A 19,403-nucleotide genomic window follows, 5' to 3' on the forward strand; every position below is an offset into this window, starting at 1 on the left:
AGAAAACCCTAAAACGCGTGACTGGCGCCGCGGGCGGGGGTGCGGTAGAATAGAGGGCCCACGCCGGGAGGACCGCATGCTCTCGCTTCATGCCCCGCTCGCCGTCGCCGCGCTCGCCCTGCCGGGGGTGGCCGCGGCGGACGTTCTGTCGTCCAAGAGCCGGGCGCATCTCTTTCGCTCGCAGACCGAGGTGCTCGACAGCCGGGCGGCCGAGCAGTACCGCGGCTCGGTCCGCCTGCAGCCGCCCCGGGCGGAGGTGCCGCCGAAGCCGGGGACGGGGACGGCCGTCGACGGGCGCGCCGCCGGCGCATGGGCGGGCGTGGCGCGCGAAGTGGCGCGGCGCCACGGCGTGCCGGAGGCGCTTTTCCTGCGGTTGGTGCAGCGGGAATCGGCCTGGAACCCGCGGGCCGTGTCGCACAAGGGCGCGCGGGGGCTCGCGCAGCTGATGCCGGCGACGGCGCGGGAGCTCGGCGTCGATCCGGACGACCCGCGCGCCAATCTCGAGGGCGGCGCGCGCTATCTCGCGGCGCAGTACCGCGCCTTCCGCGACTGGCGCCTCGCGCTCGCGGCCTACAACGCGGGGCCGGAGGCGGTGCGCCGGCACGGCGGGGTGCCCCCTTACGCGGAGACGCAGGCCTACGTGCGCGCGATCCTCGGGCGGTGAGCGCGGCGCGGTGCGGCCGCGCCGGCCGGATCACTCCGCCGCGATCTTGATCACCGGCTCCATGCCCTCGAAGTCGGCGGCCGAGAGGTGACATTTCACCTGATGGCCCGAGGCGAGGGTGACCATCGGCGGCACCTCCGTCTCGCACTTGTTGCCGGGCACCTTCGACTTCCAGCGGCAGCGCGTCTGGAAGGGGCAGCCCGAGGGCGGGTTCATCGCCGAGGGAATGTCGCCCTCGAGCAGGATGCGCGTCTTTTCGACGTGGGTGTCGGCGATGGGCACCGCGGAGAGGAGCGCCTCGGTGTAGGGGTGATAGGGCGGCGCGAAGACCTGCTCGGTCGTGCCGATCTCGACCACGTGCCCGAGATACATGACCATCACCCGGTCCGAGAGGTAGCGCACGATGGAGAGGTCGTGCGCGATGAAGAGAAGCGTCGTCTTCTGCTCGCGCTGGATTTCCATCAGGAGGTCGGTGACGGCGGCCTGCACGCTGACGTCGAGGGCCGAGACCGGCTCGTCCGCGACCACGACGCGCGCGCCGCCGGCGAAGGCGCGGGCGATGCCCACGCGCTGCTTCTGGCCGCCGGAGAGCTGGCGCGGCATGCGGTCGGCGAATTCGCGCGGGAGCTTCACGAGGTCGAGAAGCTCGAGCATCTTGTCGCGCCGGTCGGCCTCCGTCTCTCCGTAGTCGAAGACCTCGAGCGCGCGGATGATCTGCCGGCCCACGGTCATCGAGGGATTCAGCGTGTCGAAGGGGTTCTGAAAGACCATCTGGATGTCGGCGATGGTCTGGGTGTCGCGCTCCTGAATCGGGATGTGCTCGATCGAATTGTTGTCGAGGGTGATGGTGCCGTCGGTCGCGGTCTCGAGGCCCATCAGAACCTTGGCGAAGGTGGACTTGCCGCAGCCCGATTCGCCCACGATGGCGAGCGTCTCGGATTCGCGCGCCTCGAAGCTGAGCGTCTCGTTGGCCTTGACCACCCGCTTTTCGCCGCCGCCGAAGAGGGCGTTGGCGGCGACCTCGTAGTATTTCTTCAGGTCCTCGGACTTGAGCACGACGCGGCCCGCCTCGGGCTTCTCGCGGTGCTCCTCGGGGATGAGGGGCTTGTCCCAGTCGATCTCGCGCCAGCGCAGGCACCGGGTCTCGTGCGTGCCGGAGGCGTCCACGTCCTCCATGTAGATGTGGCCCTGATCGCAGACGCCCGCGCGGAAGTAGTCGCAGCGCGGGCCGAAGTTGCAGCCCGGCGGGCGCTCGTGCGGGAGCGGGAAGTTGCCGGGGATCGCCTTGAGCGGGCGCTCGGTCTTGTCCGCGCCGGGCAGCGGGATCGAGCGGAAGAGCGCCTGCGTGTAGGGATGGCGCATCTTGTTGAAGACGGTCTCGATGTCGCCGCGCTCCACCGCCTCGCCGGAGTACATCACGCAGATGCGGTCGCAGGTCTCGAGCACGAGGCCGAGGTTGTGGCTGATGAAGAGCATCGAGGTGCCGTACTTGCGCCCGAGATCCTTCACCAGATCGACGACCGCGGCCTCGACCGTGACGTCGAGCGCGGTGGTCGGCTCGTCGAGGATCAGGAGCGAGGGCTTCGACATGAGCGCCATGGCGATGACGATGCGCTGCTGCTGCCCGCCCGAGAGCTGGTGCGGGTAGCTCTTCATGATGCGCTCGGGGTCGGGCAGCTTCACGTCGCCCACCACCTCGAGCGCGCGCGCCCAGGCGTCGCTCTCGGAGAGCCCCTCGTGGATCATCGGCACTTCGATAAGCTGGCGGCCGATCTTCATCGCCGGGTTCAGCGAGGCCATCGGCTCCTGGTAGATCATCGCGATCTCCTTGCCGCGGATCTGGCGGAGCTCGTCCTGGCTCATCGCGCCGAGGTCGCGGCCCTTGTAGGTGATCGAGCCGCCGACGATCTTTCCGTTCACGCCGAGGTCCTGCATCACGCCGAGCGCGACGGTGGACTTGCCGCAGCCCGATTCGCCCACGAGGCCGACGGCCTCCCCGGGTTGCACGGTGACCGAGAAATCCATCACGGCCGGGATCTCGCGCAGCCGGGTGAAGAAGCTGATGGAGAGGCGGTCGATCTCGAGGATCGGGCCGTCGTGGTCCCAGTGTTCCATGGCGCTCTCCCTTTCGGAGCGGTTGATCCGGTGGCCGGTGCGGGACCGGGGGCGCTGCCCCCGGACCCCCGGGATATTTTCATCCAAGAAGAAGCGGGGGACGCGTCCCCCGGGCGTCAGTCGCGCAGGCTTTCCTCCCTCAGGCCGTCGGCCAGCAGGTTGAGCCCGAGCACGAGGCTCAAGAGCGCGAGCGCCGGCGGCAGGGCGGGGTGGAGGTAGATCGACAGGAGCTTGCGGCCCTCGTTGATCGTGGACCCCCAGTCGGGAGACTCCGGCGGCAGGCCGAGGCCGAAGAAGCCCAGCGTCCCCAGCAGGATCGTCGTGTAGCCGATGCGCAGGCAGAAATCGACGATCAGCGGGCCGCGCGCGTTGGGCAGGATTTCCCAGAGCATGATGTACCAGACCCCTTCGCCGCGGGTCTGCGCGGCGGCGACGTAGTCGCGCGTCTTGATGTCCATGGTCAGGCCGCGGACGATGCGGAACACCGTGGGCGAGTTCACGAACATCACCGCCACGAAGACCACGAGGATGCCCCCGGGGATGTCGAAGAGGTCGAGGAAGGTGAGCGGCCCGAGGAAGTCGATCCGCGTGCCCGGCTGGTGCACGAGCGAGAGGTAGAGCCAGCCGAGCCCGACGAGCAGCACGGCGAGCACCGGGGTGCGCACCGCGGGGCGCGTGTAGTAGCGCGAGTTGATCATCACCGCGATGAAGAGGATCGGGAAGAGGAAGAGCACCGCCGCCATGTAGACCGGGATGCCGGTGGCCACGATCTCGGGCGTGACCAGCAGGTAGAAGAGCAGGATCACCGGGAAGGCGAGGATGAGGTTGGCGAGGAACGACAGCACCGTGTCCAGCCGCCCGCCGTAGAAGCCCGCCGGCAGTCCGAGCGTGATGCCGACCATGAAGGCGAAGAGCGTGGCGAAGGGGGCGATCTTCATCACCTCCCAGGCGCCCTCGACCATGCGCGAGAAGACGTCCCGCGCGAGGTTGTCGCCGCCGAGGAGGTAATAGGGGTAGAGCCCGTCCGCTGCGGCGTTCGGGACCACGGCGCCCGGCGGCTCGTTCTTCAGGCCCGAGATCTGGTCGAGCGCGTCATGCGTGACGATCAGGCCGAGCGGGCCGCCGAAGATCGCGGCGAAGACCCAGAACATCACGATGCCGAAGCCGATCATGCCGATCGTGCTGTCGAAAAGCTTGCCGTAGAGGCCCAGCCGGCGCTTGAACGCGATGGAGAGCGCGAAGGTCGCTGCGAGCGCGATCCAGACGGGCGCGAAGCGGCCCGCCACGGTGCCTATGATCCCGGCGGTGCGCGGATCGGCGATCAGCATGCCGGCGAGGATGTAGGCGACGCAGCACGCGAGAAAGAGCAGGATCGCGTATTTCATCGCGAGCGCCGAGTAGTCGAGCGGCGAGCGGGCGACGAGCACCGCCTGCCCGTTCTCGTAGGCGATCTCGCCCGATTTGACGCCGGCGAGCGAGAGGCCCCAGTTCGCGACGAGCGCGAGGACGAAGACCGCGACCGCGGCCATCATCAAGGGCGTCAGAACGGGGCCGAGGTCGCCGGTCCAGGTGAGCGGTTCCATGGTCCTGCCCTCCCCTCAGGTCACGCTGATGCGCGGGTTGAGATACACGTAGCCGATGTCGGAGATCAGCTGCGTCACGAGCACCACGATCACCGAGACGACCGAGACCGCGAGCAGGAGCTCGATGTCGTTGTTGCCCGCCGCCTGCACCAGCGTCCAGCCGAAGCCCTTGTAGTTGAAGAGCGTCTCGACGATCACCACGCCGTTCAGGAGCCACGGAAACTGCAGCATGATCACCGTGAAGGGCGCGATCAGCGCGTTCCGGAGCGCGTGTTTCAGCACGATGTTGGGAAAGCTCACGCCCTTGAGGCGCGCGGTGCGGATGTATTGCGCCGTCATCACCTCGGCCATGGAGGCGCGCGTCATGCGCGCGATGTAGCCCATCCCGTAGAGCGAGATCGTCAGCACCGGCAGGAAGAAGTTCTCGAAGGTCGGATTCTCCATCGCCGAGGTCGCCGTGCCCTTGAACCATCGGAGCCCCACGGCGGAGGAGGCGAAGACCGCGATCAGGATCACGCCCGAGACGTATTCCGGCGTCGCCGTCGTGGTGATCGCGAAGGTCGAGAGCGTGCGGTCCGTGCGCGACCCCTCGTTCATGCCGGCGAGCACCCCGACGAGGAGCGCGGCGGGCACCATCAGGAGGATCACCCAGAACATCAGGTATCCCGTCAGGCCGAGCCGCGTGCCGATGATGCCGGCGACGTTCTCGCGGAAGACCGTGGAATAACCCCAGTCGCCCTGCAGAACGCCGCAGAAGCGCGGCGCCTCGGCGGCCTCGGCCGGCGTCGCCTGGCCGTCGATGCAGCGCCCGGTGACGACCGTCTCGCCGCCCGAGGCCGCCTCGCGCGTCCAGCCGGGCGCGACGCCGAGCCATTGCGCGTACTTGAGCGCGACGGGTTCGAGGTAGCCGCGGTTGTCGAGCCATTGCGTGACCTCGGCGTCGGTCATGCGCATGTTGCCCTGCGTCTTCGCGAGCTTCTCGAGGTTGGGATAGAGGTTCGTCAGGAAGAAGACGATGAAGGTCAGGCAGAGCGCGGTGAGGATCATGACCCCCAGCCGCCTGAGAAAGAACAGTCCCATGCGCACCCCTGTCGATGCTGCCGCGGCGGATCGGCGGGCGGCCTATCGCGCCATTGTTCTGTTGTCGGGGCGGGGCGCACCGTGGCGCGCCCCGCCTGAGGCGGTCGTCAGGCCGCCAGACCCAGCTTGTAGGTGTGGATCTCGAAGGTTGGGTGCATGTCCGCGCCCACGACCTCCTCGGTGAAGTGACGGTAGATCGAGCGCCAGTAGGGCTGGATGACCACGCCGTCGTCGCGCAGGATCTGCTCGATCTCGGCCATCACCTCGCGGCGCTGGTCCGCGTCGGCGATCGAGAGCGCCTCGGCGAGCTTGGAGTCGAACTCCGGGTTGGCGTAGGCGGTCTCGTTCCAGGCCTCGCCGGAGCGGTAGGCTAGGGCGAGCACCTGCACGCCGAGCGGGCGCATGTTCCAGTTCGTGGAGCTGAAGGGGAACTTCGTCCAGTCGTTCCAGAAGGTCGAGCCCGGCAGCACCGTGCGGCGCACGTTCATCCCTGCGTCGCGCAGCTGCGCGGCGACCGCGTCGGTGGTGTTCTTGCGCCAGTCGTCGTCGATCGAGACGAGCTCATGCTCGAAGTCGGCCATGCCGGCCTCTTCCATGAGCGCCATCGCCTGCTGCGGGTCGTAGGGCGCGGGGCCGATGTCGGCGTATTCGGGATGGATCGGGCAGACGTGGTGGTTCTCCGCCACGGTGCCGAGGTTCGAATACCCGAGCTCGAGGCAGACCTGGTTGTCCACGGCCATCGCGAGCGCGCGGCGCACGCGGGCATCCTCGTAGGGGCGCATGCCGTCCACCTCGGCCGCCTGGTTCGGGCGCACGCAGATCGTGTTCGCCGTCACCGCCTCGGACTTGGTCAGGCCGATCGAGTCCATGATCTCGATGAACTCGCCCACGGACTCGTAGAGCATGTCCACTTCCTCGGCCTCGATGGCCGCGAGCCAGGAGGCCGGGTCGGTGCCGAAGTCGATGTATTCCACCCGGTCGAGATGCGGGCCGCCATAGACCTCGGTGCCCCACCACGTGTGGTCCGTGTTGCGCACCATGACCGACTTGATGCCGACCTCGTGGCTCTCGGGCAGGAAGGGGCCCGTGCCGATCGGCACATCGACCGGGTTCTCGCCGTTGTAGCTCTGATGGACGACGGCGGCGGGGTAGTCGGCGAAGCCCGCGATGAGCGTGATGTCGGGCACCGAGGGGCGCAACACCACCTCGTGCTCCCCGGTGACCTCGATCGCGCCGTCGCGCGCGAGGCCCGTCTCGTCGTCGATCAGCGAGGAGACGCGCGCGGCCATCGAGTTGGCCTCCACGTCGCGCTCGCACCAGCGGCGGATGTTGTGCGCCACGTCCTCGGCGGTGAAGGCGTCGCCGTTGTTCCAGGTCACGCCCTCGCGCACCTTCAGGCGGTACTCGGTCGCGTCCTCGTTGATCTCCCAGCTTTCGAGCAGCATGGGCTTGAAGGTGCCGTCGGCCTGATACTCGACGAGGTAGTCGAGCCAGCCGCGGTAGATGTTGGCGATCTGCGACCAGTCGGCCGTGCGCGGGTCCTTGAGCGCGCGCACCTCCATCTGCACGCGCAGCGTGCCGCCGTCGCGGGCCTCCTGCGCCTGCGCGGCGTTCGGCATGGCGAGCCCGCCGAGCGCGTAGGCGCCGGCCGCGGTCACGCCGAGGCTCGTCGTGCGCGCGAGGAACTCGCGCCGGCTCAGCTTGCCCTCACGGAATTCGCGCGCATACATCCGGGCGGCCGGATGCACGGGCTTTCCGTTGATGGTCGGGTGGGTCATTCGTGTCTCCCGTGTTGTCCTTCGGCATCCCCACAGGCCGCGGCCCGCGGGGCTCATCGGCCGTCGCGCGGCCTCACAAACGCATTCGGCAACTATTCCGCCGCCGCGTCAACGTCTGCTTTAGCCGCTTCGATGTCCGAAAGCGACATGGGAAGCGAAGAAAAACGACACGCGCCGGGAAATCAAGCGCTCGCTGTGGCGCGCCGCGCCGGGCGGGGCGCGCGGCCGCCGTGGTAGGCGAGGAAGCGTTCGAAGTAGCCCGGCCCGGCGAAGCCGAGGCGCTCGGCCGCGTCGGCGGCGTCGATGCCCGGCCGGGCGAGCATCGAGCGCGCCTCGTGCAGCACGCGCTCGGTCAGGATCGCGCCCGCGTCGCGCCCGGCGCTCTCGCGGCAGGCGCGCTCGAGCTCGCGCGTGGCCACGCCGAGCTCCGCGGCGTAGTCGCCGGGCAGACGCCCGGAGCGGAAATCCGCCGCGACACGGCGGCAGTAATCCTGCGCCAGCCGCTCGGTCCCGTCCTGCGCCGTGGCGCGCGCGGGCCGCGCCTCGATCCGCCGGCGCAGCCAGACCGAGGCGAGCGCGGCATGGGCGGCCTGCGCCTCGGCGGCGAGCGGGTCGCCCCGGCTCTGCTCGCGCTGCATCGCCTCGAGGATGGCGGTGATCTCGGCCTGCGCCATGTTGTCGCGCAGGCGCAGGTGATGCGCCTCGCCCGGCAGGCCGAGCGGCAGCGACGCGGGCACCTCGAGGGCGAGGCCGAATCCCTGCGCGCCGATCTCGTAGGAAAAGAGCGTGCCGGCGGGCACGAAGATCGCGTTGTGCACCGAGACGCCGCGGCGCACCCCCTCGACGGTGACGCGGCCCTGTCCCTTGGTCGTCCAGATCAGCAGGTGCTGCGCCCGCTCGTGCAGGAGCGCGAGTTGCCACGCGCCGCGCGGCGCGAGCTGCGCCAGTGTCAGGCACCGCGCGGCGGCGCGGTGGTCGCTGAGCGATCGGATGAAGCTCATGCCTCGCTCGCCTCCTCGTGTCCCCGACCCCTGCATGGCGCATCGCCCCCCGGGTTGCCAACCCGCGTTTCTTTTTGACGGCGCAAATCGGCTCACGCCGGCCGGGCGTCGCCGCGGAATCAGGCGCGCGGGATCGTCCGCGCGTCGATCCCGTGCCAGGCGCCCATCCGCGCCCGGAACCACGTCCGCTGGCGCTTGGCGAAGCGGCGCGTCGCCGTGACGGCGCGCTCCCGGGCTTCGTCCAGGGTCATGTCGCCGCGCAGGTGCGCCACCAGCTCCGGCGCGCCGATGGCCTTCGCTGCCGGCAGATCGTGGCGCCAATATGGCAGAAGCGCGCGCGCCTCGTCGAGCGCGCCCGCCGCGAGCATCGCGTCGAAGCGGCGCGCGATCCGCTCGGCGAGCCAGTCGCGGGGCGCGTCGACGCGCACGGCAACCGTCCTGTCGAGCGGCAGGCGCGGCGGCCCGGTCTCGTCCTGCCACTGCGCGAGGCCGCGCCCGGTGGCGTGCAGCACCTCCCACGCGCGGCGCACGCGCGCGGGGTTGGCCCGGTCGATGCGCGCCGCCGTCTCCGCGTCGATCCCGGCGAGGAGCGCCGGCGCGCCGCCCTCGGCGAGGCGCTCGGCCGCCCGCGCGCGCACCTCCGCCGGCACGGGCGGGATCTCGGCGAGACCCTCGGTCAGCGCGGAGAAATAGAGCCCCGTGCCGCCGACGAGGATCAGCCGCGCGCCGGAGGCGAGGAGCGGCTCGAGATCGCGCAGCCACTGGCCGACGGAATACTCCTCTTCGGGCGCGAGGTGGCCGTAGAGGGCATGCGGCGCGCGCGCCTCTTCGTCCTCGGACGGCCGCGCGCTCAGCACCCGCCAGGCGCGGTGCACCTGCACCGCGTCGGCGTTGACGATCACGCCGCCCTGCCGCTCGGCGATCCCGAGGGCGAGCGCCGACTTTCCGCTCGCCGTCGGGCCGGCGATAAGGACGTGGCGATCGGCGGGAATGTCGTTCGTGTCCAAGGGGTTGATGCCTGTTTCGGCGGTGCGGCGCGGGCGGCGTCCGGGCCGGATTGAACCCGGCCGGCTTTTGCGACATTTTGCGCGCGATCCTAAGGCTGCCCCGGAGCGCGCGCAACATGGCCGCAGAGCCCCCCAAGACCACCTACAGGCGCGTCATGCTCAAGATCTCGGGCGAGGCGCTCATGGGCGAGACCTCCTACGGGCTGCACCCGCCCACCGTGGAGCACATCGCGCGCGAGGTGGCGGCGGTGCACGAGATGGGCGTCGAGATCTGCATGGTGATCGGCGGCGGCAACGTCTTTCGCGGCCTGCAGGGCGCCGCGCAGGGGATGGAGCGCACCACCGCCGACTACATGGGGATGCTCGCCACGGTGATGAACGCGCTGGCGATGCAGTCCGCGCTCGAGAGCCTCGGCGTCTTCACCCGCGTGATCAGCGCGATCCCGATGGACCAGATCTGCGAGCCCTACATCCGCCGCCGCGCGGTGCGCCACCTCGAGAAGAAGCGCGTCTGCATCTTCGCGGCCGGCACGGGCAACCCCTATTTCACCACCGACACCGCCGCGACTCTGCGCGCCAACGAGATGGCCTGCGAGGCGATCTTCAAGGGCACGCAGGTGGACGGCGTCTACGATTCCGATCCCAAGACCAACCCGCAGGCGGTGCGCTACGACCGGATCACCTACGATCAGGTGCTCGCCGATCACCTGAAGGTCATGGACGCCTCGGCGATCGCGCTCGCGCGGGACAACGCGCTCCCGATCATCGTGTTCTCGCTGGACGAGCCGGGGGGCTTCCGCGGCATCCTCGCGGGCGAGGGCGCCTATACAATGGTCCACGGCTGACGATAGGCTGACGCGGCGCGGCGCGCGCCGCCTCTGACAGAAAGAAAAGAGCGATGGCAGACGACGATACGGAAATCGACACCGACGACCTCGAGCGGCGCATGAAGGGGGCGATGACCTCCCTCAAGAGCGAGCTGGCGAGCCTGCGCACCGGCCGCGCCGCCGCCTCCATGCTGGAGCCGGTGATGGTGGAGGCCTACGGCACCAAGACCCCGATCAACCAGGTCGGCACCGTCAACGTGCCCGAGCCGCGGATGATCACCGTCAACGTCTGGGACAAGAGCCTCGTCGGCAAGGTCGAGAAGGCGATCCGCGAGAGCGGGCTCGGCATCAATCCGCAGCTCAACGGTACGATCATCATGCTGCCGATCCCCGAGCTGAACGAGGAACGCCGCCGCGAGCTCGGCAAGGTGGCCGCGCAATACGCCGAGAGCGCGCGCGTCGCGATCCGCAACGTGCGCCGCGACGGGATGGACCAGATCAAGAAGGCCAAGTCGGCCGGCCTGTCCGAGGACGAGCAGAAACTCTACGAGGAGGAGGTGCAGGCGCTCACCGACCGCTACATCAAGGCGGTGGACGAGGCGCTCGAGACCAAGCAGGCCGAAATCATGCAGGTCTGAGCGGATGCCCGAGGACGCCGCCGACTCCGCCGCCGGGCGCACGCGCCTCGGCCCGCGCCACGTGGCCATCATCATGGACGGCAACGGCCGCTGGGCGACGCAGCGCGGACGGCCGCGTCTCTTCGGCCACCATGCCGGCGCGCAGCGCGTGCGCGAGATCGTGGAGTCCTGCCCCGACTACGGCGTCGAATACCTGACCGTCTTCGCCTTCTCGACCGAGAACTGGAAGCGCACGCAGGCCGAGGTGGCGGGCCTGATGAACCTCTTTCGCGGCTACATCCGCCGCGAGGCGCGCGCGCTGCTGGCGAACGACGTGCGCGTGCGCTTCATCGGGGATCGCGTGCGCCTCGACGCCAAGCTGACCGGGCTGATGGACGAGCTGGAGGCGATGACCGCCGGGTGCGCCGGCACCAACCTCACGGTGGCGCTCAACTACGGCGGCCGGGACGAGGTGGCGCGCGCCACCAAGCGCCTCGCCGAGGACGTGGGCCGCGGGCGGCTTCGCCCCGAAGACGTCGACGAGGAGACGCTGCCGCGGTATCTCGACACCTGCGTGCTGCCGGACCCGGATCTGGTGATCCGCACCAGCGGGGAGGCGCGCATCTCCAACTTCCTGCTCTGGCAGTCGGCCTATTCGGAATACGAGTTCGTCGACACGCTCTGGCCCGATTTCACGCGCGAGGAGTTCCGCCGCCTGCTCGAGAGCTACGGCCGGCGCGACCGGCGCTTCGGCGGCGTGCCGGCGCAGGGCGCGGCGGCGCGGTGAGCGGATGAGCGGCGCCGCCTGGGGGGATCTCGGCACGCGCCTCGCCACCGGGGCGGGGCTCGTCGCGGTGGGGGCCGCCGGCATCTGGGCCGGCGGGCACGCCTTTCACGTCCTCGTGGCCCTCGTTTGCGGTGTGATGATCTGGGAGCTCGGCGCGATGCTCGACGCCCCTAGGGCCGTGCGCCGCGGGCTGGGCGCGGCGGCGGGGGCGGCGGTGCTCGCCGCGATCTACCTGCCGCCGGGCCTCGCGCTGCCGGTGCTGCTCGCGCCGGCGGTGGCGGGCTTCGCCCTGATCGCGCGGGCGCGCGGGCTCTGCATGGGCTTCACCGCGCTCGTCTCGCTCGCGGGGTTCGGCATGATGGGCGTGCGCGACGATTTCGGCGCGCTCTGGATGCTCTGGCTGGTCGCCGTCGTGGTGGCGAGCGACGTGGCGGGCTATTTCGCGGGGCGCGCGCTCGGCGGGCCGAAGTTCTGGCCCCGCGTCAGCCCCAAGAAGACGTGGTCCGGTACCGTCGCGGGCTGGATCGGCGGCGGCGCGGTGGGCGCGGCGCTCGCCGGGGCGACCGGCGCGGGCGCGGGGCTGATCGGCGTCTCGGTCGCCGTCGCGATGGCGGCGCAGATGGGGGATATCGCGGAGAGCGCCATGAAGCGACACCTGGGCGTGAAGGACAGCTCGGCGCTCCTGCCGGGGCACGGCGGCCTGCTGGACCGCTTCGACGGGATGCTGGGCGCCTCGCTCTTCGTGCTGATCGCCGAGCAGGTGGTGACCTTCCCGCCGGGGGTCGCGCCATGAGGCGGGTCTCGATCCTCGGCGCGACGGGCTCGATCGGGCAGAACACGCTCGACCTGATCTATCGGGCGCCGCCCGGCGCCTTCGAGGTCGTGGCGCTGACCGGCGGGTGCAACGTCGCGCAGCTCGCCGCGGACGCAGGCCGCGTGGGCGCCGAGATCGCCGTGACGGCGCATGACGACTGCCTCGACGATCTGCGCGCCGCGCTCGCGGGCTCCGGCGTGGAGGCGGCGGCGGGGCAGGGAGCGCTGATCGAGGCGGCGGAGCGGCCGGCGGATTGGGTGATGTCGGCCATCGTCGGCGCCGCGGGCCTCGCCCCGGGGCTCCGGGCGCTCGAGCAGGGGGCGACGCTCGCGCTCGCCAACAAGGAGAGCATGGTCTGCGCCGGCCCGCTGGTGATGGAGACGGCGCGGCGCCACGGCGCCACCGTCCTGCCGGTGGACAGCGAGCACTCGGCCATCTTTCAGGGCCTCGTCGGCGAGGACCGCGCGGCGGTCGAGCGCATCGTCATCACCGCCTCGGGCGGGGCCTTCCGCGACTGGCCGCTGGAGCGGCTCTCGCAGGCCACCCCGGCCGAGGCCGCGACCCATCCCAACTGGGACATGGGCCAGCGCATCACCATCGACAGCGCCTCGATGTTCAACAAAGCGCTCGAGGTGATCGAGGCGCGGGAGCTCTTCGGCGTCGATCCCGCGCGGATCGAGGTGCTCGTGCATCCCGAATCGATCGTGCATGCGCTCGTGGGGTTCGCCGACGGCGCGCTCATGGCGCATGTCGGCCCGCACGACATGCGCCACGCCATCGGCTATGCGCTCAACTGGCCCGAACGGCGCGCGCTGCCCGTCGAGCGGCTGGACCTCGCGGCGCTCGGACAGCTGACCTTCCGCGCCCCGGACGCGGCGCGCTACCCGGCGCTCCGCCTCGCGCGGGAGGTCATGGCGCAGGGCGGACTGTCGGGGGCGGCCTTCAACGCCGCGAAGGAGGTCGCGCTCGATGGCTTCATCGCCGAACGGATCGGCTTTCTCCAGATGGCGGAGGTGGTCGAGGAGGTGCTTACCCGTCTTTCGTCAGAGCCGGGTCGCATTGATGCCCGGTTCGACCTAGATACCGTCCTGCACGTCGACGCCCATGCCCGCGACACGGCATGGCGCGTGATTTCGGAACGTGCTGTTTGAGGAGGTCGATTTGGACGCGCTGAGCCTTGTCCCGCAATTCGGCGGGCTGATCTGGACGATTCTCGCCTTCGTGGTCGCCCTGTCGGTGATCGTGGCGATCCATGAATACGGACATTACATCGTCGGCCGCTGGTCGGGGATCGAGGCGGAGGTCTTTTCGCTCGGCTTCGGGCCGGTCATCTGGTCGCGCACCGACAAGCGCGGCACGCAGTGGCAGATCGCGGCGCTGCCCTTCGGCGGCTACGTCAAGTTCCTCGGCGATTCCAACGCGGCGAGCGGGACGGACGCGGAGGCGCTCGCCGGGATGAGCCCGGAGGAGCAGCGCCACACCATGGCCGGCGCGCCGCTCTGGGCGCGCTCGGCGACCGTCGCCGCCGGGCCGATCTTCAACTTCGCGCTCTCGGTCGTGGTCTTCGCGGCGGTGATCTTCGCGCGCGGCGAGATCGCCGAGCCGCTCACCGTCGGCGACCTGCGGCCGGTGCCGATGACCAACGAGCTTCAGGAGGGCGACCGCATCCTCGAGATCGCGGACATGGCGGTGCCCTCGTTCGGCGATACGGAGGGCTTCGAGCGGTTCTCGGACGCGCTGCCGCGCGCGCCGGAGCTGCCCTATCGCGTCTCCCGCGACGGCCGGGAGGTCACGGTCACGGGGCCCTATCCCTATCCGCCGATCGTGACGCAGGTGATCCCGCAGTCGGCCGCGCTCGCCGCGGGGCTGCGCCCGGGCGACGTCATCACCGAGGTGAACGGCGACCGGATCGCCGCCTTCGACGACCTGCGCGAGATCGTCGAGACCTCCGAGGGCGCGGCGCTCGCGCTCACCGTCTGGCGCGACGGCGAAACGCTCGAACGCACGCTCGAGCCCAAGCGCACCGACGAGCCGCAGCCCGGCGGCGGCTTCGAGACGCACTGGCGCATCGGCATCATCGGCGGCATGGTCTTCGAGCCGGCGACCGAGATGGTCGGGCCGCTCACCGCGCTCTGGGGCGGCGTGGCGCAGGTCGGCACGGTGATCCAGGGCTCGCTCTCGGGTCTCTGGCACATGGTCACCGGCGCGATCAGCTCCTGCAACCTGTCGGGGCCCATCGGCATCGCCGAGACCTCGGGCGCCATGGCGAGCCAGGGGGCGATGAGCTTCATCTGGTTCATCGCGGTGCTCTCGACGGCCGTGGGGCTTCTGAACCTCTTCCCGGTGCCAGTGCTCGACGGCGGCCACCTCGTCTTTCACGCCTACGAGGCCATCTCCGGGCGTCCGCCCTCGGACCGCGCGCTTCAGGCGCTGATGGGCGCGGGGCTGGTCGCGATCCTGTCGCTCATGGCCTTCGCGGTGTTCAACGATCTCTTCTGCCCCTGACCGGGTCGCGCGCCGAAATCCCGCCACATTGGCGGGGTAGGCTGTCGGCCGAGCGACATGACAGGCGGACACGGGATGCAGACGACGGACACCTTGCGCCACGGCGGCCGAACGCTCGGCGCGCTCGTGGCGCTCAACTGGGACTGGCTGGCCTATCCCCTCGCGCTGCTGGTGGGTCTCGGGCTCGGGGCGTTCCTCGCCCTGATCTGAGCGGCGGGCGGGGCCTGCGCGGACAGGGCGGCGACGCGGCTTTGACAACCCACCCCGATGCCGATACCACCTTGTGCAGGATATCGGAACGGATGGGCGCGATGCAGAAGCGATGGGGGGCCGCGTCGCTGCGCGGCGGGTATACGGCAGCTTGGCTCGTCGCGGCACCGCTCGCGCTCGGCCCCGTCCTGATGGCGTCGCCGGCGCAGGCGCAGGACTTCCGCTTCACCTCCGTCGCGATCGAGGGCAACGAGCGCATCGCGCCGCGCACCATCCTGAGCTACGCGGGGATCGCGCGCGGTGAAACCGTCTCAAGCGCCGAGCTGAACGAGGCCTATCGCCGCATTCTCGACAGCGGCCTGTTCGAGACGGTCGAGATCGAGCCGGAGGGCGAGCGGCTGGTCATCCGCGTCGCGGAATATCCGACCATCAACCAGATTGCCTTCGAGGGAAACCGCCGCATCGCCGACGAGCGTCTCGGCGAGCTGATCTCGGTGCAGCCGCGCCGGGTCTTCAACCCGTCGCAGGTGGAAGAGGACGTCGCCACCATCGTGGAGGCCTACGAGGCGCAGGGTCGGATCGCGGCCCGCGTCACGCCGCGGGTGATCGAGCGCAGCGAGAACCGCGTCGATCTCGTCTTCGAGGTGTTCGAGGGCGACGTGGTCGAGATCGAGCGGATCGGCTTCGTCGGCAACGACGCCTTCTCCGATCGCCGGCTGCGCCGGGTGCTTCAGACGAAACAGGCCGGCGTCCTGCGCGCGTTCATCCAGTCGGACACGCTCATCGCCGACCGGATCGAGTTCGACCGGCAGTTGCTGACCGATTTCTACAATTCGCGCGGCTACGTCGACTTCGAGATCACCGCGGTCAACGCGGAGCTCGCGGAGGAGCGGGACGGCTACTTCGTCGCCTTCAACGTCCGAGAGGGGCAGCGTTTCCGGTTCGGCGCGCTCACCGTCACGAGCGATCTGCCCGCCGTCGATCTCGCGGCCTTCGAGGAGGCGGTGCGCACCCGGCCCGGGCAGGTCTATTCGCCCGCGCGGGTGGACGACGACATCGCGCGGCTCGAGCGGCTCGCGGTCGAGCGGGGGCTCGATTTCGTCCGCGTGCAGCCCGAGGTGACGCGCAACGACCGCGACCAGACGCTCGACATCGCCTATCGGCTGGAGCGCGGCCCGCGCGTCTTCGTCGAGCGGATCGACATCGAGGGCAACACCGCCACGCTCGACCGGGTGATCCGGCGCCAGTTCCGCATCGCGGAGGGCGATCCGTTCAACCCCCGCGAAATCCGCGCGGCCGCGGAACGCATCCGCGCGCTCGGCCTCTTCGCCTCCGCCGACGTCGAGGCGCGCGAGGGCTCGAGCGAAGAACAGGTGATCGTCGACGTCGACGTCGAGGAACAGCCGACCGGCAGCCTCACCTTCGGCGGCACCTACTCCAGCACATCGGGCTTCGGCGCGGTCGTGCGCTTCCAGGAGCGCAACTTCCTCGGCCGCGGGCAGCGCTTCTCGCTCGAGGTGTCGACGGGCGCGGACGACCGCGTCTACGAACTCGGCTTCAGCGAGCCCGCCTTCCTCGGGCGCGACCTGCGGTTCGGCTTCAACGTCTCCTACCGTGAGACGGACAACCTTCTGGCGCGGTACGACACCGCGATCGGGCGCCTGCGCCCCTCGCTCGGCTTCCCGATCGCCGAGAACACGCGCCTCGCGCTGAATTATACCGCCGAATACACCGAGCTCTCGGACCCCGGCGGCAATCTCGGGCAGACCATCAGCGACGAGGTCGACCGCGGCGACGAGTGGAAGAGCTCCGTCGGCTATACGCTCAGCTACGACACGCGCCGCACCGGGCTCGACCCGAACGCGGGCATCCTGCTGGAATTCGGGCAGGACTTCGGGGGCCTCGGCGGCGACAGCACCTACGTCGAGACGCGCGCCCGGGCCGTCGCGCAGCGCCGCGTCTGGAACGAGGAGGTGACCCTGCGCGCCACCCTCGAGGGGGGCGCGCTCAACTACACCGACGGGTCGAGCCGGGTGACGGATCGCTTCTTCCTCGGCCCGCGGCGGATGCGCGGCTTCACCCTCGACGGCATCGGCCCGCGGGAGGTCGGCACCGACATCGACGACGCGCTCGGCGGCGAGATGTACGCAGTGGCGCGGTTCGAGGCAGAGTTTCCGCTCGGCCTGCCCGAGGAAATCGGCGTGAGCGGCGGCGTCTTCTACGACGCCGGGTCGCTCTGGAGCCTCGACGATCCGAAAGGCACGATCCTCTACGAGGATTTCTCGCTGCGCCAGACGATCGGCCTCTCGCTCTTCTGGGACACGCCGATCGGCCCGCTGCGCTTCAACTTCTCCGAAGCGATCGAGAAGCGCCCGCAGGACGAGGCGCAGAACTTCGACCTGACCATCTCGACCGACTTCTGAGGCGATGGTCCGCGCCGCGCTCCGCCTGCGGCGGCCGTCACGGCTGATCGCCGCGCTTCTGGTGGCCGTGGCGGCCGCCGGGGCGGCGCAGACACAGGAGCGCGGCGGCTTCGTCACCGGCACGATCCAGAGCCCGGTGCTCACCATTGACCCGGATCGGCTTTACGCCGAGTCCGCCTACGGCCGCCGCGTCGCCGAGGCGCTCGACGAGCAGGGCGCCGCGCTCGCCGCCGAGAACCGCCACATCGAGGCGGAGCTCGCCGCCGAGGAGCGCGCGCTGACCGAGCGCCGGCCGGAGATGGCGCCCGAGGCCTTCCGGCAGGAGGCCGAGGCCTTCGACCGCCGCGTCATGCGCATCCGGCGCGAGCAGGACGCGAAGGCCCGCGCGCTCGCCGCGCGCAGCGACGCGGCCCGGCGCACCTTCATCCGGGCGGCGCGGCCAGTGCTCGAGGAGATGATGCGCGAGAGCGGCGCGGCGGTGATCGTGGAGGCGCGTTCGGTCTTCATGAGCCTCGACGCCGTGGACATCACCGAGGCCGCCCGCGCGCGGATCGACGCGACCATCTCGCCCGAGATCCCGGAGACGCCCGAGATCGCGCCGGCCACGCCGGGCGAGGCGCCCGCCGAGGGCGCGCCCGACGGCCCGGCCGTCGCGCCGCCCGGGGCCGACGCACCCTGAGCGGCTTGCCCCGCTCCGCGCGGATTGCTAGCAGGACGCGACCTCTCCCGGAGCCCCCGATGACCGAGCCTCTCACCGCCGATATACAGCGCATCCAGCGCATTCTGCCGCATCGCTATCCCTTCCTGCTCGTCGATCGGGTCGAGGGGATCGAGGGCACGCAGGCCGCGACCGGCATCAAGAACGTCACCGCGAACGAGCCGCATTTCCAGGGCCATTTCCCCGGCCACCCGATCATGCCCGGCGTCACCATCGTCGAGGCGATGGCGCAGACCGCCGGCGTCATGGTGGGCGTCGCGCTCGGGCTCGAGGATCAGCGCCTGCTTCTCTACTTCATGGGCATCGACAAGGCGAAGTTCCGCCGCAAGGTGATCCCGGGCGACGTGCTCGAGATGCGGATCGAGACGCTGCGCGGCAAGCCCGGCGGCAAGGTCTGGAAGTTCGCCGGCCGCGCCGAGGTCGCCGGAGAGCTCGCCGCCGAGGCGGAGTTCTCGGCGATGTTCGACCAGGGCGACGGGACCGCAGCTTGAGCGCCGAGGTCCATCCGTCGGCCGTCGTCGAGCCGGGCGCGACGCTCGGCGAGGGCTGCGTCGTCGGCCCCTTCTGCCACGTCGGGCCGGAGGTGGAGCTCGGCCCGGGCGTCGAGCTGCGCAGCCACGTCGTCGTCACCGGCGCCACGCGCATCGGCGCCGAGACGCTGATCTTCCCCTTCGCGGTGATCGGCGAGGTGCCGCAGGACCTGAAGTATCGCGGCGAGAAGACCCGCCTCGAGATCGGCGCGCGCAACCGCATCCGCGAGCACGTCACCATGAATTGCGGCACCGAGGGCGGCGGCGGCGTCACGCGCGTGGGCGACGACGGGCTCTTCATGGCCGGCTGCCACGTCGCCCACGACGTGCAGATCGGCGACTGGGTGATCCTCGTCAACAACGCCGCGCTCGCCGGGCACTGCGTGCTCGAGGACGAGGTGATCGTCGGCGGGCTCTCCGGCGTGCATCAGTTCGTGCGCATCGGGCGCGGCGCGATCATCGGCGCGGTGACCATGGTCACCAACGACGTGATCCCGCACGGCCTCGTGCAGGCGCCGCGCGGGCGGCTCGACGGGCTGAACCTCGTCGGGCTGAAGCGCCGGGGCGTCTCGCGCGCGGACATCACCGCGCTGCGCGCCGCCTTCCAGATGCTCGCGCAGGGCGAGGGCGCCTTTCAGGACCGCGCGCGGCGGCTCGGCGACGAGACGCAGAGCGATTACGTCCGCGAGATCGTGGACTTCGTGCTCGCCGGCAGCGACCGGTCGTTCCTGACGCCGGGGTGAG

At 70.5% G+C, this 19,403-nt stretch carries 18 protein-coding genes; 12 read left to right on the forward strand and 6 right to left on the reverse strand.

Translation table 11 applies throughout. The annotated features are described in order from the left end of the window. The first annotated feature begins 76 nt into the window (after positions 1-76). A complete protein-coding gene (locus DRV84_RS06930) occupies positions 77-664 on the forward strand; it encodes a lytic transglycosylase domain-containing protein (RefSeq protein ID WP_115979160.1) in 588 nt (195 codons plus the stop codon). A gap of 30 nt (positions 665-694) precedes the next feature. Here DRV84_RS06930 and DRV84_RS06935 read toward each other — a convergent pair whose 3' ends face one another. The 6 genes from DRV84_RS06935 to miaA all read right to left on the reverse strand — a co-directional run bounded on the left by DRV84_RS06935 (position 695) and on the right by miaA (position 9,237). Next, positions 695-2,779 carry a dipeptide ABC transporter ATP-binding protein gene (locus DRV84_RS06935; RefSeq protein ID WP_115979161.1) on the reverse strand — a complete coding sequence of 695 codons (2,085 nt, stop codon included), beginning with the start codon at positions 2,777-2,779 and terminating at the stop codon, positions 695-697. 116 nt (positions 2,780-2,895) lie between these two features. Next, on the reverse strand, positions 2,896-4,362 hold the full coding sequence (locus DRV84_RS06940) for an ABC transporter permease (protein ID WP_115979162.1): 1,467 nt from the start codon (positions 4,360-4,362) through the stop codon (positions 2,896-2,898). A gap of 15 nt (positions 4,363-4,377) precedes the next feature. Further along, positions 4,378-5,442: an ABC transporter permease gene (locus DRV84_RS06945; RefSeq protein ID WP_115979163.1), complete on the reverse strand. Its 1,065-nt coding sequence runs from the start codon at positions 5,440-5,442 to the stop codon at positions 4,378-4,380. A gap of 107 nt (positions 5,443-5,549) precedes the next feature. Further along, positions 5,550-7,220, reverse strand: coding sequence for an ABC transporter substrate-binding protein (locus DRV84_RS06950; protein WP_115979164.1), 1,671 nt, complete (start codon positions 7,218-7,220; stop codon positions 5,550-5,552). Between the two features lie 182 nt (positions 7,221-7,402). Next, a complete protein-coding gene (locus DRV84_RS06955) occupies positions 7,403-8,221 on the reverse strand; it encodes an AraC family transcriptional regulator (RefSeq protein ID WP_115979165.1) in 819 nt (272 codons plus the stop codon). Between the two features lie 119 nt (positions 8,222-8,340). Then, positions 8,341-9,237 (reverse strand): tRNA (adenosine(37)-N6)-dimethylallyltransferase MiaA, encoded by an 897-nt coding sequence (miaA, locus tag DRV84_RS06960; RefSeq protein WP_192881405.1) that lies wholly within the window; start codon positions 9,235-9,237, stop codon positions 8,341-8,343. 107 nt (positions 9,238-9,344) lie between these two features. Between miaA and pyrH the strand changes: the two genes are divergently transcribed. The 11 genes from pyrH to lpxA all read left to right on the forward strand — a co-directional run bounded on the left by pyrH (position 9,345) and on the right by lpxA (position 19,402). Further along, a complete protein-coding gene (pyrH, locus tag DRV84_RS06965; protein WP_115979167.1) occupies positions 9,345-10,073 on the forward strand; it encodes a UMP kinase in 729 nt (242 codons plus the stop codon). A gap of 53 nt (positions 10,074-10,126) precedes the next feature. After that, the gene (gene frr / locus DRV84_RS06970; RefSeq protein ID WP_115979168.1) at positions 10,127-10,693 is read left to right on the forward strand and encodes a ribosome recycling factor; all 567 of its coding nucleotides are present in this window, start codon (positions 10,127-10,129) and stop codon (positions 10,691-10,693) included. A 4-nt stretch (positions 10,694-10,697) separates the two neighbouring features. After that, positions 10,698-11,459 (forward strand): isoprenyl transferase, encoded by a 762-nt coding sequence (locus DRV84_RS06975; RefSeq protein ID WP_115979169.1) that lies wholly within the window; start codon positions 10,698-10,700, stop codon positions 11,457-11,459. Positions 11,460-11,463: 4 nt separating this feature from the next. Beyond that, a complete protein-coding gene (locus DRV84_RS06980) occupies positions 11,464-12,252 on the forward strand; it encodes a phosphatidate cytidylyltransferase (RefSeq protein ID WP_115979170.1) in 789 nt (262 codons plus the stop codon). Next, complete coding sequence (gene dxr, locus DRV84_RS06985) at positions 12,249-13,424, forward strand: 1-deoxy-D-xylulose-5-phosphate reductoisomerase (protein ID WP_115979171.1); 1,176 nt, start codon at positions 12,249-12,251, stop codon at positions 13,422-13,424. Before DRV84_RS06980 ends, dxr begins: the two co-directional genes overlap by 4 nt. A 10-nt stretch (positions 13,425-13,434) precedes the next feature. Continuing rightward, positions 13,435-14,778: an RIP metalloprotease RseP gene (rseP, locus tag DRV84_RS06990; protein ID WP_115979172.1), complete on the forward strand. Its 1,344-nt coding sequence runs from the start codon at positions 13,435-13,437 to the stop codon at positions 14,776-14,778. Between the two features lie 75 nt (positions 14,779-14,853). Further along, positions 14,854-14,988: a hypothetical protein gene (locus tag DRV84_RS16140; protein ID WP_273524586.1), complete on the forward strand. Its 135-nt coding sequence runs from the start codon at positions 14,854-14,856 to the stop codon at positions 14,986-14,988. Positions 14,989-15,089: 101 nt separating this feature from the next. Then, positions 15,090-17,411 carry an outer membrane protein assembly factor BamA gene (bamA, locus tag DRV84_RS06995; protein WP_115979261.1) on the forward strand — a complete coding sequence of 774 codons (2,322 nt, stop codon included), beginning with the start codon at positions 15,090-15,092 and terminating at the stop codon, positions 17,409-17,411. A gap of 4 nt (positions 17,412-17,415) precedes the next feature. Next, positions 17,416-18,090: an OmpH/Skp family outer membrane protein gene (locus DRV84_RS07000; RefSeq protein WP_115979173.1), complete on the forward strand. Its 675-nt coding sequence runs from the start codon at positions 17,416-17,418 to the stop codon at positions 18,088-18,090. A gap of 59 nt (positions 18,091-18,149) precedes the next feature. Continuing rightward, the gene (gene fabZ, locus DRV84_RS07005) at positions 18,150-18,620 is read left to right on the forward strand and encodes a 3-hydroxyacyl-ACP dehydratase FabZ (RefSeq protein WP_115979174.1); all 471 of its coding nucleotides are present in this window, start codon (positions 18,150-18,152) and stop codon (positions 18,618-18,620) included. After that, the gene (gene lpxA, locus DRV84_RS07010) at positions 18,617-19,402 is read left to right on the forward strand and encodes an acyl-ACP--UDP-N-acetylglucosamine O-acyltransferase (RefSeq protein WP_115979175.1); all 786 of its coding nucleotides are present in this window, start codon (positions 18,617-18,619) and stop codon (positions 19,400-19,402) included. The genes fabZ and lpxA overlap by 4 nt, the downstream gene beginning before the upstream one ends. Position 19,403 lies beyond the last annotated feature (1 nt).

The sequence above is a fragment of the Rhodosalinus sediminis genome (genome assembly GCF_003385555.1).
GTDB classification, from domain to species: domain Bacteria; phylum Pseudomonadota; class Alphaproteobacteria; order Rhodobacterales; family Rhodobacteraceae; genus Rhodosalinus; species Rhodosalinus sediminis.